12 protein-coding genes and 1 pseudogene are annotated in these 15,705 nt (G+C 64.7%); 3 read left to right on the plus strand and 10 right to left on the minus strand.

All coding sequences use genetic code 11. The features are described 5' to 3' along the window. Positions 1 to 76: 76 nt before the first annotated feature. From I3J27_RS20315 to I3J27_RS20325, 3 genes are all read right to left on the minus strand, one after another. Positions 77 to 628, minus strand: coding sequence for an NADPH-dependent FMN reductase (locus I3J27_RS20315; RefSeq protein WP_270160225.1), 552 nt, complete (start codon positions 626 to 628; stop codon positions 77 to 79). Between the two features lie 176 nt (positions 629 to 804). Beyond that, positions 805 to 1,803 (minus strand): MBL fold metallo-hydrolase, encoded by a 999-nt coding sequence (locus I3J27_RS20320; protein ID WP_270160226.1) that lies wholly within the window; start codon positions 1,801 to 1,803, stop codon positions 805 to 807. Positions 1,804 to 1,919: 116 nt separating this feature from the next. Then, positions 1,920 to 2,864: an AraC family transcriptional regulator gene (locus I3J27_RS20325; protein WP_270160227.1), complete on the minus strand. Its 945-nt coding sequence runs from the start codon at positions 2,862 to 2,864 to the stop codon at positions 1,920 to 1,922. A 110-nt stretch (positions 2,865 to 2,974) separates the two neighbouring features. On the opposite strand from I3J27_RS20325, the gene I3J27_RS20330 reads away from it, so the two are divergent. Beyond that, entirely contained in the window at positions 2,975 to 3,712 is a 738-nt protein-coding gene (locus I3J27_RS20330; protein WP_270160228.1) for an SDR family oxidoreductase, read from the plus strand. A 31-nt stretch (positions 3,713 to 3,743) separates the two neighbouring features. Here the strand turns inward: I3J27_RS20330 and I3J27_RS20335 are convergent, their stop codons facing one another. After that, a complete protein-coding gene (locus I3J27_RS20335) occupies positions 3,744 to 4,877 on the minus strand; it encodes a zinc-binding dehydrogenase (RefSeq protein ID WP_270160229.1) in 1,134 nt (377 codons plus the stop codon). Between the two features lie 34 nt (positions 4,878 to 4,911). Then, positions 4,912 to 6,195 (minus strand): phosphopyruvate hydratase, encoded by a 1,284-nt coding sequence (eno, locus tag I3J27_RS20340; protein WP_270160230.1) that lies wholly within the window; start codon positions 6,193 to 6,195, stop codon positions 4,912 to 4,914. Positions 6,196 to 6,368: 173 nt separating this feature from the next. Here eno and I3J27_RS20345 point away from each other — a divergent pair, with 173 nt between their 5' ends. Together I3J27_RS20345 and queF are read left to right on the plus strand one after the other, a co-directional pair. Continuing rightward, on the plus strand, positions 6,369 to 7,346 hold the full coding sequence (locus I3J27_RS20345; RefSeq protein ID WP_270160231.1) for a Vgb family protein: 978 nt from the start codon (positions 6,369 to 6,371) through the stop codon (positions 7,344 to 7,346). A 47-nt stretch (positions 7,347 to 7,393) separates the two neighbouring features. Continuing rightward, a complete protein-coding gene (gene queF, locus I3J27_RS20350; protein WP_270160232.1) occupies positions 7,394 to 7,846 on the plus strand; it encodes a preQ(1) synthase in 453 nt (150 codons plus the stop codon). 28 nt (positions 7,847 to 7,874) lie between these two features. Here queF and I3J27_RS20355 read toward each other — a convergent pair whose 3' ends face one another. The 5 genes and pseudogenes from I3J27_RS20355 to kdsA all read right to left on the minus strand — a co-directional run bounded on the left by I3J27_RS20355 (position 7,875) and on the right by kdsA (position 15,644). Then, positions 7,875 to 9,236, minus strand: a complete 1,362-nt coding sequence (locus I3J27_RS20355) for a M20/M25/M40 family metallo-hydrolase (RefSeq protein ID WP_270160233.1) — start codon at positions 9,234 to 9,236, stop codon at positions 7,875 to 7,877. A gap of 114 nt (positions 9,237 to 9,350) precedes the next feature. Next, positions 9,351 to 11,208: pseudogene (gene glsA / locus I3J27_RS20360) on the minus strand (glutaminase A). 137 nt (positions 11,209 to 11,345) lie between these two features. Then, on the minus strand, positions 11,346 to 13,439 hold the full coding sequence (locus I3J27_RS20365) for a methyl-accepting chemotaxis protein (RefSeq protein ID WP_270160234.1): 2,094 nt from the start codon (positions 13,437 to 13,439) through the stop codon (positions 11,346 to 11,348). A 142-nt stretch (positions 13,440 to 13,581) separates the two neighbouring features. Next, positions 13,582 to 14,793 carry an MFS transporter gene (locus I3J27_RS20370; RefSeq protein WP_270160235.1) on the minus strand — a complete coding sequence of 404 codons (1,212 nt, stop codon included), beginning with the start codon at positions 14,791 to 14,793 and terminating at the stop codon, positions 13,582 to 13,584. After that, entirely contained in the window at positions 14,793 to 15,644 is an 852-nt protein-coding gene (kdsA, locus tag I3J27_RS20375; RefSeq protein ID WP_270160236.1) for a 3-deoxy-8-phosphooctulonate synthase, read from the minus strand. Before kdsA ends, I3J27_RS20370 begins: the two co-directional genes overlap by 1 nt. Positions 15,645 to 15,705: the final 61 nt, after the last annotated feature.

The raw sequence follows: 15,705 nt of genomic DNA on the forward strand, positions 1-15,705 counted from the left end.
TAAGGGAGTGCTAATTGCACCCACCAACAGCCGTCATGCCCCAACTTGTCCCGGGCATGACGGAGAGTGGTTGACCTCAGCCGTGGTGCTTCGCGACGTGCGCGGCAAAGGCGTCGATATAGGCCTGCAGCACCGGCTTCAGGGAGTCCTTGGTCAGGGTACCCTCCGCATCGAAGGCGTCGCCGACCGCGTTCAGATAGGCTTCCGGCTGCTGCATGATCGGGCCGGAAATGCCCGGCAGGATGTTCTGGAGCGTCTTGGCGGCGCTGACGCCACCGAGCGGGCCCGGCGAGTTCGAGATGATGCCGACCGGCTTGCCGTTGAACGAGCTCTTGCCGTAGGGCCGCGAGGCGACGTCGATGGCGTTCTTCAGCACGCCCGGGATGGCGCGGTTGTATTCGGGGGTCACGAAGATGACGCCGTCGGACTTCTGGAGCTTGTCGCGGAAGGCCAGCCAGTCCGCGGGCGGCGCGCCCTCGAGGTCCTGGTTGAAGAACGAGATGCCCGCCGGCGTGACGACATCGAGCTTGAGCGAGGCCGGCGCGAGCTTTGCCAGCGCATTGGCGATCTTCAGCGAGAAGCTGTCCTTGCGCAGGCTGCCGGCGATCGTGACGATGTTGTAGGCCATGGGTGTCCTCGAGGGGCTTGAGCGGGAGTGCCGGGCGGCACTTAAGCCATCCGGACTGATGGATGCAAGTGCATGAACCGGCGTGATTTGGAAACGCTGAGTTTCTGAAACCGGTGCCCAAAGCAATCAGGCCGCCAAGCGGCGGCCTGATCCTTCGTGCAAATCTGCAACCCCGATCAGATCGTCGGATTCCATGCCGACGGGATCAGGCGATATTTGGCACCGTCCTTCTCGACATGACCGACCGAGGGGAAGGTGAAATGGAAGCCGATCACGGTCGCCTTCTCGGCTGCGGCCATGTCGTAGAACTTGTGGCGCGTCTGCTGCGCCATCGCGGCATCCGTGTCGAACATGACGTGCCAGTCCGGGTTGCGCAGGAAGAATTCCGGAATGTTGGTGACGTCGGACTGGATCAGGACCTTCGCATCGCCCGAGGCGACCGCGAACGAGGTGTGACCCGGCGTATGGCCCGGGGTTGCGATCGAGGTGATGCCGGGCGCGACCTCCTTGCCCCACTCGTACTTCGTCACCTTGGACTCGAGACCGGCGAAGGTCTTCTTCACGTTGGCGAAGTAGTTCTTCATCATCGGATTGGACTCGGCCTTGGCCGTGTTGTCCTCGCTGGTCCAGAACTCCCAGTCCTTGCCCGGCACCATGATCTCCGCATTCGGGAAGGCGAGCGCGCCGTCGGCGAGACGGATGCCGTTGGTGTGATCGGGGTGCAGATGCGACAGCAGCACGACGTCGATGTTCTTGGGGTCGACGCCGGCGGCCTGGAGGTTTTGCAGCGTGCGGCCGACCGCACCCTTGCTCGCCTCGAAATTCGCAATGCCGTTGCCGGTGTCGATCAGCACCAGCTTGGAGCCGGTGTTGATGAGTTGCGGATTGAACGGCACCGTGACCATGCCCTTCGGCATGTAGGACGCCTCGCCCGCGGCCAGCGCCTCGTCCTTCGGCACGTTGGCGACGAACTTGTCGGGCATCGGGAAGGTGCGTGCCCCGTCATTGATCGACGTGCACTCGTAGCTGCCAACCTTGTAGCGGTAGAAGCCCGGCGCCTGCGTCCCGGCTTGCAGCACGGCAGCCTTGACGGCAGCCGGCCGAAGGCCGGTAGCAGCAGCCGCACCGACGGCAGCGACGCCTGCGAGCAAATGACGACGATTGAGATCGGTCATGGAGAGGTCCCCTTCTGAGCGCTTGCGGTTTTCCGCATTCAATGGCGGCGGAATAATCCCCCGCTTCGCTCAGAAGGCAAGACCTTCCTTCGGTGACCTGCCGCCCCGGATCACGATTATTTATTTGGGTTGATGAGGAATTTTTCGCCGATTGCATGTCTGCGCCAATATCGCCGTGGCGAATGGCCGTACACACGCTTGAAAGCATGCCCGAACGCGCTCTCCGAAGAGTACCCCACTTGCGCGGCGGTCGCCGAAACGGTCGCTCCACGTCGCAGCCAATCGCATGCAAGCCGCATGCGCCATCGAAGCAGGTAGTCGAGTGGCGCCAGCCCCACCAACAGCTTGAACCGCTTCGAAAACGCGGATCGCGACATGGCGGCTGCATCGGCCAATACATCCACGGTCCATGGATGCGCGGCGTCCTCGTGCATCAGCTTGATCGCCTTGCCGATCCTTGGATCGACCAATGCGCTGATCCAGCCAAAGCCTTCGCCGGCGCTCTGATCCAACGCCGCGCGGAGCACCTGGACGAGCAGGACGTCGGCGAGCCTGTCGGTAAGAACGCCCGCTCCGATTCCCGTTCCCCTGATCTCGGTATCGAGAATCTGCAATGTGGACTGAATGATGGATGCCGACGGACTGAGCGACGGTATGAGCAGAAAGCAGGGGAGCGCATCGAGCAGCAATTCGGCGTCTGACGCTTCGAACCCAAAACTGCCCGCAAGCAGAACGGTGTCGCGGCCCTCGTGACGCGCGACATCCGACTGCGTCCAATCGAACGAAGCTATCCCGTCTTCGGGCGCCAGGTCTTCGTCGTTGGCCAGAACATAACCTGGTGCATTCGCCATAAGAAAGCAGTCGCCGGCAGCGAGCCGGTGATGGGCGTCATCGCCGAAGTCGATCCAGCAATCGCCGCGGATGACCGCACCGAACTTCAGGAAGGGCTTTGCGGGGAACCGGTACGACCAATTGCCACCGGCCTCGAACCGCGTGCAACGCGCGGCGCGAACCTCCAGGAGCGAGAAGACTTGAGACAGAGGATCCTGCGCTGGGTCCAAGACTTGATCCGATCACTCGATCCAATCTCGACGATTTTCGAGCGTTTCGAGCATAGATCATCCGCGATCCCAATGCGAATTTCATCTCGTAACGCGCTGAAGGAACATCTATGACGGGTATCGCAGGCAAGGTCATCGCGATTACGGGCGCGAGCAGTGGAATCGGCGAAGCCGCCGCCAGGCTTCTCGCCGAACGAGGCGCTGTCGTGATCCTCGGCGCGAGGCGGTCCGACAGGCTGGAGACGCTGGCCGCGAGCATTGTATCAAAGGGCGGAGAGGCGTCACATCTCGTCACCGACGTTCGGCGGCGCGACAATGTCGTCGCGCTCGTCGATCTCGCAACAGACCGTTACGGAAAACTGGACGTCCTGATCAACAATGCAGGGATCGCTCCAATTTCGCTACTGGACGATCTGAGGGTCGACGACTGGGACGCCATGATCGACGTAAACGTGAAAGGCGTGCTCCACGGAATCGCGGCCGCCCTGCCCGTCTTTCGTCGTCAGGGATTTGGCCATTTCGTCAACACGCTGTCGACCGCGGGCCTCAAGATCGTTCCGACGATGGCTGTCTACGCCGGGTCAAAAAACGCCGTCAGGGCGATTTCCGAAGGGCTGCGCCAGGAATCCGGCTCGTCCTTGCGAGTGACGACCATCTCACCTGGTTATGTCGACACCGAGTTGCCATCCTCGATGACAGATTCCGCGCTACGGGAGCAAGGACAAGCAAGCATGAAGGCGATGGCCATTCCGGCAAGCGCCATCGCGGAAGCGATGGCCTTCGCGATAGCGCAGCCGAATAACGTGGATGTAGGCGAGATCGTTATCCGCCCCACGGCTCAGGCCTGATATCGATCAGGCCTGAGCCGTCGCACCACGTTTACTTATTCGGGTTGATGAGGAATTTTTCGCCGGTGGCGCGTTTGGCATACACCGCGATGTTGGCGGGATCGAGCACCTCGGGAAGCGACACCACCTTGGTGTAGTGGCTGGCGAAGGTGGTCTTCAATTCGTCGACCACGCGCTGGCGCAGCTTGGCCCCGTCGGCTTGCCCGATCTTCATCAGGAACGGAAACAGCAGCCAGCCGCCGACGCCCCAGGCCATGCCGAAGCCGCGCGGCAGCTCGATCGGACGGACATCGAGCCCGCCGTAGACATAGACCTGCTTGTGCACGTTGGACCCGTAGCGGCTGTACTCCTTGGCGGTCTTGTTGATCGCGACTTCCATGCAATTGAGGATGTCGCCGGCGAGCTTGCCGCCGCCGATGGCGTCGAAGGCGATGGTGGCACCGGTCGCGACCAGTGCATCGGTGAGATCGCCGAGAAAGCTCGGCGCGGTGGAGTCGACGACGTATTTAGCGCCGATCTTGTGCAGGATGTCGGCCTGCTCCTTGTTGCGCACGATGTTGACCAGCGGGATGCCGTCCTTGATGCAGATCTTATTCAGCATTTGGCCGAGATTGGACGCGGCCGCGGTGTGCACCAGTGCCTTGTGACCCTCGCGCCGCATCGTCTCGGTCATACCGAGCGCGGTCAGCGGATTGACGAAGCAGGAGGCGCCTTCGGCCGGCGTGGTGCCCTCAGGCAGCGGCAGGCACTCGCGGACTTTCAGTGTGCGGTACTGCGCATACATCGCGCCGCCGATCATCGCGACGGTCTTGCCCATCAGCGCCTTCGCGGCGTCGGACGAGCCGGTCCTGATGACGACGCCTGCGCCTTCGTTGCCGACCGGCATGGATTCGTCGAGCCGGCCTGCCATCGCCCGCATCGCGCCTTCCGGCACCTTCGCGGTGATGACCGGAGCCTCCTTCGTGCCGGATGCCTTCGCCGTGCTCATGTCGGCTGCGCCGATCAGGAGCCCGAGGTCGGACGGATTGATCGGCGCCGCCTCGACGCGAACAACGACCTCGTCCGCGGCGGGCTCGGGGGTCGGCACGTCGAGCAGCGAGATTTCCAGCTCGCCGCTCTTCCTGATCAGCGAACGCAGTTGCAGGCCGGTGTTGCCGTCGCTCATGTCGATCCTCCCGTGTCGTTGTTGAAGCGCTGGCTTATGCCAGCGCCTTCAGTGCCGCCTTGCCGCCGTACAGCGCCTGCTTGCCGAGCTGCTGCTCGATGCGCAGGAGCTGGTTGTATTTGGCGGTGCGATCGGAACGTGCAAGGGAGCCGGTCTTGATCTGACCGCAATTGGTGGCGACCGCGAGGTCGGCGATGGTGGAATCCTCGGTCTCGCCCGAGCGGTGCGACATCACCGAGGTGTAGCCGGCCTTGTGCGCCATCTCGACGGCGGCCAGCGTCTCGGTCAGCGTGCCGATCTGGTTGACCTTGATCAGGATCGAGTTGGCCCGGCCGGTCTTGATGCCGTCGGCAAGGCGCTTGACGTTGGTGACGAAGAGATCGTCGCCGACCAGCTGGCACTTCTTGCCGATGAGATCGGTAAGCTCCTTCCAGCCGTCCATGTCGTCTTCGGACATGCCGTCCTCGATGGTGACGATCGGATAGCGGCCGACGAGGTCGGCGAGATATTTGGCCTGCTCCGAGATCGAGCGGGTCTTGCCCTCGCCTTCATAGACGTACTTGCCGTCCTTGAAGAACTCGGTCGAGGCGCAGTCGAGGCCGATCACGATGTCAGTCCCGGCCTTGTAGCCGGCCTTGCCAATCGCGTTCATGACGAATTCGAGCGCGGCATCCGCCGACGGCAGGTTCGGGGCGAAGCCGCCCTCGTCGCCGACATTGGTGTTGTGGCCGGCCTTCTTCAGCTCCGACTTCAGCGTGTGGAACACCTCCGCGCCGTAGCGCAGGCCCTCGGCAAAGGACGCGGCGCCCACGGGGAGGATCATGAATTCCTGGAAGTCGATCGGATTGTCGGCATGCACGCCGCCATTGATGATGTTCATCATCGGCACCGGCAAGAGGCGCGCCGAGGTGCCGCCGACGTAGCGATAGAGCGGCATGTCGAGCGAGTTCGCGGCCGCCTTGGCGCAGGCCAGCGAGACGCCGAGAATGGCGTTGGCGCCGAGGCGGCTCTTGTTCGGCGTGCCGTCGAGATCGATCATGATCTGGTCGATCTGGGCCTGCTGCTCGACGTCGAGGCCGCTCAGGGCCTCGAAGATCTCGCCATTGACGGCGCCGACCGCCTTGGTGACGCCCTTGCCGAGATAGCGCGCCTTGTCGCCGTCACGCAGTTCCACGGCTTCATGGGCACCGGTCGAGGCGCCTGACGGCACGGCGGCGCGGCCGAGCGCGCCATCTTCCAGCACGACGTCGACCTCGACGGTGGGATTGCCCCGGCTATCGAGAATTTCGCGGCCGATGATGTCGATGATGGCGGTCATGATGTCACTTCCGTTCGTTAGGGCTGATCGGTGCCGCGGGTCTTACACGGGCCGCAAGCAAATGTGAACGCTTGGGCGCCCTGCTTCGACTGACGCGCGAAGGAGCTCGGACTATGCTCGACGTCGCCTGCTCGGCGCGTCCAACCTCAATCTGAAACAGTCGGGGTAACGCCATGAATCGCCGCCAGTTTCTTGCTTCGAGCGCCGCCCTCCTCGCCGTCCGCCCAGGTTTTGCGCAGGAGAACCCGTTCCGGACAAAATATTTCCCCATTAGCGCCGGCATCGGCCTGCACGATCTTGCCCCCGCCCCTGACGGCACGGTCTGGTTCACGGCCCAGGGCAAGGGTCTGCTCGGCAGGCTTGATCCCCGGGATGGCACCTTCAAGACCGTCAGCCTCGGCCAGGGCGCGGCCCCGCACGGCGTGACAATCGGCCCTGACGGCGCGCCCTGGATCACCGAAGGCGGGCAGAACGCGATCGCGCGGGTCGACCCCGGCGATCTCAAGGTCACGCTGTTCCGCCTGCCCGAAAAGTTCGCCTCCGCCAATCTCAATACCGGCGTGTTCGACAAGGCCGGCACCTACTGGTTCACCGGCCAGTCCGGCTATTACGGCCGGCTCGCGCCGAAGTCCGGCGAGCTGAACGTGTTCAAGGCGCCCAAAGGCGTCGGGCCCTACGGCATCACGGTCACGCCCAAAGGCGATATCTGGTACGCCTCGCTCGCCGGCAGCTACATCGCAAGGATTGATCTTGCGACCGGCAATGCCACGGTGGTCGAGCCACCGACCTCGAAGCAGGGATCGCGGCGTGTGTGGTCGGATTCGAAGAACCGGATCTGGGTCAGCGAGTGGAACAGCGGTCACGTCTCCGTGCACGATCCCGCTGGAGGCTCCTGGAAGACCTGGAAGCTGCCGGGCGAGCATCCCCGCCCCTACGCGGTCTATGTCGACGACAAGGACAAGGTCTGGCTGACCGATTTTTCCGCCAACGCCATCGTGCGTTTCGATCCGGCCACGGAAAAGTTCGACGTCTTCGCCAGCGACAAGGCCAATGCCAATGTCCGCCAGCTCGACGGCAGGCCGGGCGAGCTCTGGGGCTGCGAGTCCGGCAACGACCGCATTGTGCTGATCCAGGCAATCGCCGCCGGTTGACGGCAGCGGCTTTTGCGTCCATCCCGACGTCGCGAAAGGACGTTACGATGGCGAAGAAATCCCTCCAGCTCGGCCGCGCGGTCGAATGGCCGCACACAACGGAAAAAGCCCAGCTCGACCGCGTGCCCAATCCGCAAGGGGGCACGGACTATCTGGTGCGCTTCACCGTGCCGGAATTCACCTCACTCTGCCCCGTGACGGGCCAGCCTGATTTCGCGCATCTGATGATCGACTACGCGCCGGGTGCGTGGCTGCTGGAGTCGAAGTCACTCAAGCTCTACATCGCGAGCTTCCGCAATCACGGCGCCTTCCACGAGGACTGCACCGTGATGATCGGCAAGCGCATCGCGAGCGAGATCAAGCCGAAGTTCTTGCGCATCGGCGGCTACTGGTATCCGCGCGGCGGCATCCCGATCGACGTGTTCTGGCAGACCGGCCGCGTGCCGAAGGGCCTGTGGGTGCCGGAGCAAGGCGTCGCGCCGTATCGCGGGCGGGGCTAGCCGGAGACAATGCGAGCCCGCGCCTGGATCAATCCGCACGCGGTGGCCGCTTCTCCAGCAAGGGCTCGCTGACCCCCTCGACGCCGACCAGCCCGAGCACCGTGACGAGTGAGTTCTGCGCTCCCTTCCAGGCGCCGGTCACATCGATCCATTCCGTCAAGGCATGAAAGCCGCCGGTCTTGCCGCCGCCGCCGACGATGATCGCCGGGATTCCAAAGCCCATCGGCACGTTGGCGTCGGTGCTGGCGCCTGTCAGCAGCGTCTTGACGCCGAACGCGGTGTTCGACCGCGTCGCCGCCTGCACGATCACGGACTCCGCCGGCGTGTGCCCTCCCGGTCGATCACCGATCAACGTGACATTAGCCGTCAGACTGGTCACGCCCCAGCGCTTGTTCTCCTCAGCGACGGCTTCGTCGATGGCGTCCTTCACCTTCTTCTCGGTTGCCATCAGCGGCTCCATGGCCTCGGAGCGAATATCGATCGACATGCGTGCATCGGGGGAGATCGTGTTGACCGACGTGCCGCCGGCAACCGTACCGACCGTGAACGTCGTCTTCGGCGACTTGGGAGTCTGTATCTCGGCAATCTTAGCAATCGCCCGGCCGAGGGCGTGAATCGCGCTCGGGACCTGCCCGAACGCATTGTAGCTGTGGCCGCCGGGCCCCTTGAATTCAACGTCGAAACGATGGCTCGCCACGCCCAGCACGAGCACGATTCCGTCACCTGCGGGCTCAAGGCCGACCATGCCGTCGATGTCACGATGGTCGGCAAAAATCCGCTTCATGCCGCGCAGATTGCCCAGCCCCTCCTCGCCGACATTGCCGGCGATCAGAAGATCGCCGACGGTCTGGACATGATTGTCGTTCAGCGCCTTCACCCATTCCAGCAGCACCGAAAGGCCACGGGTGTCATCGGAAATGCCCGGCGCGAACAGCTTGCCATCGCGCTCTTTCACTTTCACGTCGGTGCCGGCGGGAAACACGGTGTCGAGATGCGCTGCAATCAACAGAGTCGGACCATGACCACTGCCCTTTCGACGCCCGACCACGTTGCCTTCGGCATCGATCGCTGCGTCGGTGACGCCGACCTCCTTCAGGCGGGTCAGGAACGCTTCGGCCTTCTTCTGCTCGTGAAACGGAGGCGCCTCGATCTCGGTGAGCATCCTCATGTCCGAGACGGTGCGATCGTGATCGGCCTTCACGGTATCGAGCAGCTTGACGACCACTGGTGCCGCCATGAGTGCAGCATAGGCCTTGTCGATGGCAGGTCTGATCTCGGTCGGAGTCGGCGCTACGGTTTCCTGTTCCTGGGCGCCTGCCGTTCCAGTCGCGGACGGCACGGCGACGAGCAAGGTGAGAGCCGAAACGAGAGCGAAACCACGAGAAAGCATGCTGCACGACCGATGTCAGTGAGATCGATGATCAATCGTATACGGGCTCCGCAGGGACGATCAAGTCAACCAAGCGCGTGACGCCCGTCCCGCGACTTCCGGCCCCCGGGGACCTCAATACGCGCTCAGCAGATCCACCTTTGCATTCGCCAGCACCAGCCGCCGCGCCAGGATGGCGGCAAGGTTGCGCATGATCTTCAGCGACGTCTCGGGATGGAGGCGGCGGTAGTCGGCAAAGCTGTCCAACGGCAGTTCGAGGCAGGTCACCGGCGTATCGGCGAAGACGTCGGCGCTGCGGCTTCCCTCCAGGATCGCCATCTCGCCGAACGCCATACCCGGACCGAGCGAAGCGAGACGCACGCCGCTGCATGCCGCTCTGAAGGAAGAACAGCGAATTGGCAGGCTCGCCGGCGGCGATGATGCGCTGACCGGCGGCGTAATGGCGCGTGGTGGACAGCTTGACGATCGCGGCGATCTCGTCCGCGTCGAGCTCGGACAGCAGCGCCTGCTCGGCGAGATGCGCGCTCTCCTTGACGTCGGTAAAGCCACCGAAACGGTAGATCACCTGGTCCTCGGCCCATTCGATGGCGTCGTCGAGCAGCGCGAAGCGGCGCAGCCGGCGCGGCTCCGCCGTTCGCGCGGAGATCGCCGCCCAGACGACGGATGTCTCCTCGAAGCCCGAGAGAACGGCAGTGACATCGGCATTGCCAAGCGCGGTCAGCGTCTCGCCGAGCAGCTCGGCGCCGGCGGCGGTGATGTCGGGGACGCGGCGGAAATCGACAATGAGCAGCGGCGCGTTCGGCGGCTCATCCGAGAGCCTTCGCGTGACGTAGTCGATGGTGCCGAAATTCATCGCGCCGACCAGCTCGAGCACGCGGATGTCGCGATGGCGCTCGTCGAGGATCTGCTGCTCGTGCGGCTGGCGGCTGCGGCGCGAGGAAATGCCGCGGATGTCGTAATCCGCCATGATGCTCGTGCGGACGTCGGCGTTGCGATTGAGCATGTGCAGGTCGAACCGTGCCGACAGCGCCTCGCACACTTTCAGGCCGCGCACGCTGTTGAAATGATTGTCCAGCAGCGGAGAGAAGGTCCCCAGTCCCAGCTGCGAGGGCAGCGCCGCAACGATGCCGCCGCCGACGCCGCTCTTTGCGGGGATGCCGACGCGATAAGTCCACTCGCCGGCATAGTCGTACATGCCCGAGCTCGTCATCACCGACAGCGTGCGCGCGACGATATGCGGCGTGATCACCTGTACGCCCGTGACCGGATTGATGCCGCGATTGGCAAGCGTTGCCGCCATCACCGCGAGGTCGCGCGCGGTGACGAGGATGGCGCATTGGCGGAAATAGACATCGAGCACGGCGTCGACATCGTCAGGCAGCACCGCGTAATTCCGGAGCAGCCAGGCAATGGCGCGGTTGCGGTTGCCGGTCGCGGTCTCCGAGGCGTGCACGGCCTCGTCGACGCCGAGCTCGCGGCCGGCGAACTGGCCGAGCTTGGCGCGGACACGCTCGAAAGCGCCCTTCCCGTCCACCGCGTAGATCAGGCCCGAGCAGGCGATCGCACCGGCATTGACCATCGGGTTGAAAGGACGATTGTCGTTGGTGAGCCGGATCGAGTTGAAGGCCTCGCCGCTCGGCTCGACCCCGATGGTGGCCGCGACGCGCTCTTCGCCAGCCATCTCAAGTGCCAGCGCGAAGACGAAGGCTTTCGAGACCGACTGGATCGTGAACGGCACGGCACTGTCGCCGACCTCGTAGAGGTGGCCGTCGATGGTGACGAGCGCGATGCCGAAATGATCGGGGTTGGCGCGCTTCAGCTCCGGAATGTAGTCGGCGAGCTCACCGGACTGATCGGCCCGGAATTCCTCGTGACAATCGGTCAGGAAACGCCGCAACGGCGGCTTGGTGGGATATCCGGTCGATCGGGGCGCGCTGGCTGCGCCGGGCAAACGGCTGATCTGGGCGTCCACGATCTCACACCTCGATTCGCTCAAAATCGAAGCAATCCTCGTGCCATGTATACTGAGGATGTGGCTCAGTGACGCGAAAAGCGCCCCGCCGCGGCTGGCTGCGACGGGCCCGCGAACTTGCCGCCTCTCCGGAAGGCCTACGCCACCGCCCTCACCTTGCTGATGAAGTCGTCCACCTCCGACGTCAGCGAGGTCGACTGGCTCGACAGGTTGGCCGCCGCCTTCAGCACGCCGGATGCCGCGCGGCCGGTCTCGCTCGCCGCTGACGACACGGTTGCGATGTTGCGGGTCACGGTCGAGGTCGCTTCCGCCGTGTGCTGCACGGTGTTGGCGATCTCGGCGGTGGCCTTGTTCTGCTCCTCGATCGCAGCGGCGATGACGCGGTTGATGCTCGAGACTTCCTCGATGGTCTTGACGATGCCGTCGATGGCGGAGACCGCCTTCTGTGTCGCGCCCTGGATCTCCGTGATCTGGGCGCTGATCTCCTCCGTGGCCTTCGCGGTCTGCGACGCCAGGTTCTTCACCTCGCTCGCCACGACCGCAAAGCCCCGACCGGATTCGCCGGCACGCGCCGCTTCGATGGTCGCGTTCAGCGCCAGCAGATTGGTCTGGCCGGCGATCGAGGTGATCAGACCGATGACCTCGCCGATGCGGTCGGCGCCGTCGGCGAGCGCACGCATGGTGCTATCGGTTTCCTTGACGGTGACGACCGCGTGCTCGGTGGCGCGGCTCGCCTGCTCGACCTGGCGGTTGATCTCGCGGATCGAGGCGTTGAGCTCCTCCGCCGCAGCCGCCACGGTCTGCACGCCGCCGCCAACCTGGTCGGCAAGCGTCGAGGCCGAGCCGGCCTGGGTCTGGGCTTCGGCGGCCGTGCCCGACATCGAGCGCGCCGTCGTCTCCAGTTCGCCCGAGGCGCCCGACAGCGTCTGCACCATCTGGCCGATCCGGCTTTCGAACTGCCGCACGAGGCCGGACAATTCGGACGCGCGCTTCTCCTTGTCGGCGCGCTCGGCGGCCTGGTCGCCCGACAGGCGCTCGGCGTTGATCATGGCCTCCTTGAACACTTGAAGAGCATCGGCCATGCGGCCGATCTCGTCATTGCGACCGAGGCCCGGCACGTCGCCAGCAAAATCATGCGCGGCGAAACGGGTCATGACACCGGTAATCGCAGTCAGCGGCTGCGTGACGCGGTTGCGCATCAGCATCAGCCCGCCCACCGTCAGCGCCAGCGAAGCCGGCACCAGCAGGCCGAACAGGATCAGGCTGATGCGGGCGCGCGAGGCGCCGTCCTCGGCCTGCGAGATCATGTTGGCAAGCGCGGTCTGCGTGACGATGACGACATTGTTGGCGCCGACAAGCTGGCGATCGCGGTAGTCGATGCCGGCGACGCCGGCGGGCTCGCCGGCCAGCAGCTTGGTCGCAATCGCATTGCGTTCGTCGCTGAGCGCGCCGGAGATTTCCGGCTCGGCGTTGCGGATCGCCTGCAACAATTCCGGCGAGGCCACATTCGGGCCGAGGTCGCGCACCACGCTCCAGGACTGCTGGATGCGGCCGCGCAGATCGGCGAACAGGACACCGTCGGCGGCGATCCAGGTCTTGTTGGCGAGGATCGAAGAGAACTGGACCAGAATGGTCTGGCCGGCATTGGCGCGGGCCTGCCAGGAGGCCTGCTTGGCGATCAGGAGGCGATCGATCACGGGATCGATCAGCGTCATCGCGTTGTCGACATGGGCGGTGACGTCGCCGATCGCGTCCATATAGGCGTCGCTGACCTTGGCCCAGCTCGGCGTCAGGCTGGCTTCGCGCGCACTTTTCTCCTGCTTCAGGGCCGTGATCGCGCGCGGCCGCAGCCCCTCGAGCTGCGCCCAGATGCCGCGGAGCTTGTCGAGCTTCTCGGCAAGACCGGGGGCTTCGACGGAGGCGAGGCTCTGCAAGGCCTGCGCGTAATTCTTCGTCACAGTGGCGCGCTGCCCGGCGAGGCTGCTCATGGTGCTGTCCGGCGCGGGAGCGGCCGACGCCAGATAGCTCAGCGTGTCACCGCGCTCCAGGCGAAAGATCACCAGCGTGTTGGTGAGGTCGCGGCTGGCGACCGCGAGCGAGACGATACGGTTGCTGTCCGAGTAGCGGGTGACCGCGAGCTTCAGTGCATAGGCACAGATGACGACGAGGACGAGACCGAGGGACCCGACCACCGCCCCGAGGATACGGGCGACCGAACGCTGCTTTTGCATCGACTGATCCACAGATGTTGCCGCCCATTCGCGGTTCGCGGGCAATCTACGGAGCGAACGGTGAGATTTGATTTAAGATCGAACGGATTTGGCTACCGTTTTGCCCCGGGAAACTACGGGAATCGGTAGCGCGATACGTCCGTCAGGCCCGCGCATCCGCCGGTGCCCGCGACTTGAGCCACAGGGCGCAGACGAGGCCCAGCGTCATCATGATCGCGGCGCTCGCGAGCAAGGTCGGCACCTTGCCGCCGTGCTGCAGGCAGAGGCCATAGGCGATGGGGCCGACCGTCTGCCCCATGAAGAAGAAGAACGAATGCAGCGACATCGCCGTTGCCCGCGCCCCGACCGAGAGCTCGCTGGCGAACACCTGCAGGCAGCCGTGGATCATGTAGAAGCCCCAGCCCATCGCCAGCATGCTGGCAAATTGCAGCTTCCATTGGGGACCGAAGGCGATCACGCCGAGCTGCAGGCCGACCAGACCCGCGCCCGCGATCATCATGCCCTTGACGCCGAGCCGCGGCAGGAAGCGCGAGACCGTGAAGGTGTAGAACAGTCCGCCGATCGCAAAACCGGCAATGACGATACCCGCGATCGACGGTGACGTTTCACCGAGATCGAACAACAGCGCGGCGATGAAGGGAAACAGGCCGAACACGCAGCAGCCTTCGACGAAGACCGCCGAGTAGCAGTAGCGCGTGTTGGGGTTGGCGAAGATGGTGCGATAGCCCTGCCGCAACGCCTTCAGATCGGTCTTCGGCGGCGCCGTCAGCGCGGCACCGCGAAAGCCCGCCGCCACCGCAACGGCAGCGATCAGGCCGAGCGCACCGAGGATCATCAGCACGCCGCGCCAGCCGATCAGTTCTCCGATGATGCCGGAGGCGGTCGCGCCAAGCAGATTGCCGGTCATCGAGCCCGCCAGCGTGCGCCCGATCGCAACCTGCCGCTTGGCGGGCGCAACGAGGTCGGCGGTGAGACCAAGGGCAACCGGAAACACCCCGCCGGAGGCGATGCCGGCCAGGATGCGGCTCGCGAACAGGCCCGAGAAGGTGGTTGCGACCGCACCGAGAATGCAGGCGACGCCGAGCAGCGCCAGGCACAGCGTCATGAGCCGCGCTTTGCCGAACATGTCGGCGGCCGCTCCGATCACGGGCTGGACCAGTGCGTAGATCAGCGCATAGCCGGCCGCGATGCTGGCCGCCGTCGTGATGCTGATCGAAAAGTCCTCGGCGACGTGCGGCAGGACGGGATCGAGCGCGCGCGTGGACAAGGCCGCCGAGAAGCTCGCGAGCGCGATGATGTTGATCGCGGGTGGAAACTTCTGGTCGGACGACGCCCCGGTCGCAGGCTGGGACATCAGCGCGTTGTGCTTTTCGCCACCGCGTCGAACGCCATCAGCGTGCGGATGAGGCCCTCAAACTCGCGCAGCGGCACCATGTTGGGCCCGTCCGACGGTGCATGGTCAGGGTCGGGATGGGTCTCGATGAAGACGCCGGCGACGCCAACCGCAACAGCCGCGCGTGCGAGCACAGGGACGAACTCGCGCTCGCCGCCCGAGGATGCCCCCTTCCCGCCCGGCTGCTGCACCGAATGGGTCGCATCGAAGATCACGGGCGCGCCGGTGGTGCGCGCGAGGATCGGCAGCGCGCGCATGTCGGAGACCAGCGTGTTGTAACCAAAGGACGCGCCGCGCTCGGTGACGAGCACGTTGGGATTGTTCGCACTCGTGATCTTGGTCACGACATTCGCCATGTCCCAGGGCGCGAGAAACTGCCCCTTCTTGACGTTGACGACCTTGCCGGTCGCGGCTGCCGCCAGCAGCAGATCGGTCTGCCGGCACAGGAAGGCCGGGATCTGCAACACGTCGACCGCCTGCGCCACCTCGGCGCATTGCGCGGCATCGTGCACGTCGGTCAGCACAGGCAGGCCAAGCGAGGCGCGGATCTCGGCGAAGATCGGCAGCGACTGTGCGAGTCCGAGACCGCGCGCTGCGGATGCGCTGGTGCGGTTGGCCTTGTCGAACGAGGTCTTGTAGACGAGACCGATCTTCAGCCGCGCCGCGATCTCCTTCAGCGCGGAGGCCACCTCCAGCGCGTGCTGGCGGCTTTCGAGCTGGCAGGGTCCTGCAATGATAGAGATCGGCAGATCATTGCCGAACTTGACGCTGCCAATGGTGACGACCGGCGCCGCTGATGTCGAAGAGCTCAAGGTAAATCCCTCGTTTCGGCGCGACCATAGCCGCGATGAGGGTCCGATCAACCCTCTTCCG

The organism is Bradyrhizobium xenonodulans, from assembly GCF_027594865.1.
In the GTDB taxonomy this organism is placed as follows: Bacteria; Pseudomonadota; Alphaproteobacteria; order Rhizobiales; family Xanthobacteraceae; genus Bradyrhizobium; species Bradyrhizobium xenonodulans.

What these genes read in the sequence shown, in the direction of transcription:
- I3J27_RS20315 (WP_270160225.1), bottom strand. Translation starts at nt 628, where the DNA reads ATGGCCTACAACATCGTCACGATCGCCGGCAGCCTGCGCAAGGACAGC.
- I3J27_RS20320 (WP_270160226.1), bottom strand. Translation starts at nt 1,803, where the DNA reads ATGACCGATCTCAATCGTCGTCATTTGCTCGCAGGCGTCGCTGCCGTC.
- I3J27_RS20330 (WP_270160228.1), top strand. Translation starts at nt 2,975, where the DNA reads ATGACGGGTATCGCAGGCAAGGTCATCGCGATTACGGGCGCGAGCAGT.
- I3J27_RS20335 (WP_270160229.1), bottom strand. Translation starts at nt 4,877, where the DNA reads ATGAGCGACGGCAACACCGGCCTGCAACTGCGTTCGCTGATCAGGAAG.
- eno (WP_270160230.1), bottom strand. Translation starts at nt 6,195, where the DNA reads ATGACCGCCATCATCGACATCATCGGCCGCGAAATTCTCGATAGCCGG.
- I3J27_RS20345 (WP_270160231.1), top strand. Translation starts at nt 6,369, where the DNA reads ATGAATCGCCGCCAGTTTCTTGCTTCGAGCGCCGCCCTCCTCGCCGTC.
- queF (WP_270160232.1), top strand. Translation starts at nt 7,394, where the DNA reads ATGGCGAAGAAATCCCTCCAGCTCGGCCGCGCGGTCGAATGGCCGCAC.
- I3J27_RS20355 (WP_270160233.1), bottom strand. Translation starts at nt 9,236, where the DNA reads ATGCTTTCTCGTGGTTTCGCTCTCGTTTCGGCTCTCACCTTGCTCGTC.
- I3J27_RS20365 (WP_270160234.1), bottom strand. Translation starts at nt 13,439, where the DNA reads ATGCAAAAGCAGCGTTCGGTCGCCCGTATCCTCGGGGCGGTGGTCGGG.
- I3J27_RS20370 (WP_270160235.1), bottom strand. Translation starts at nt 14,793, where the DNA reads ATGTCCCAGCCTGCGACCGGGGCGTCGTCCGACCAGAAGTTTCCACCC.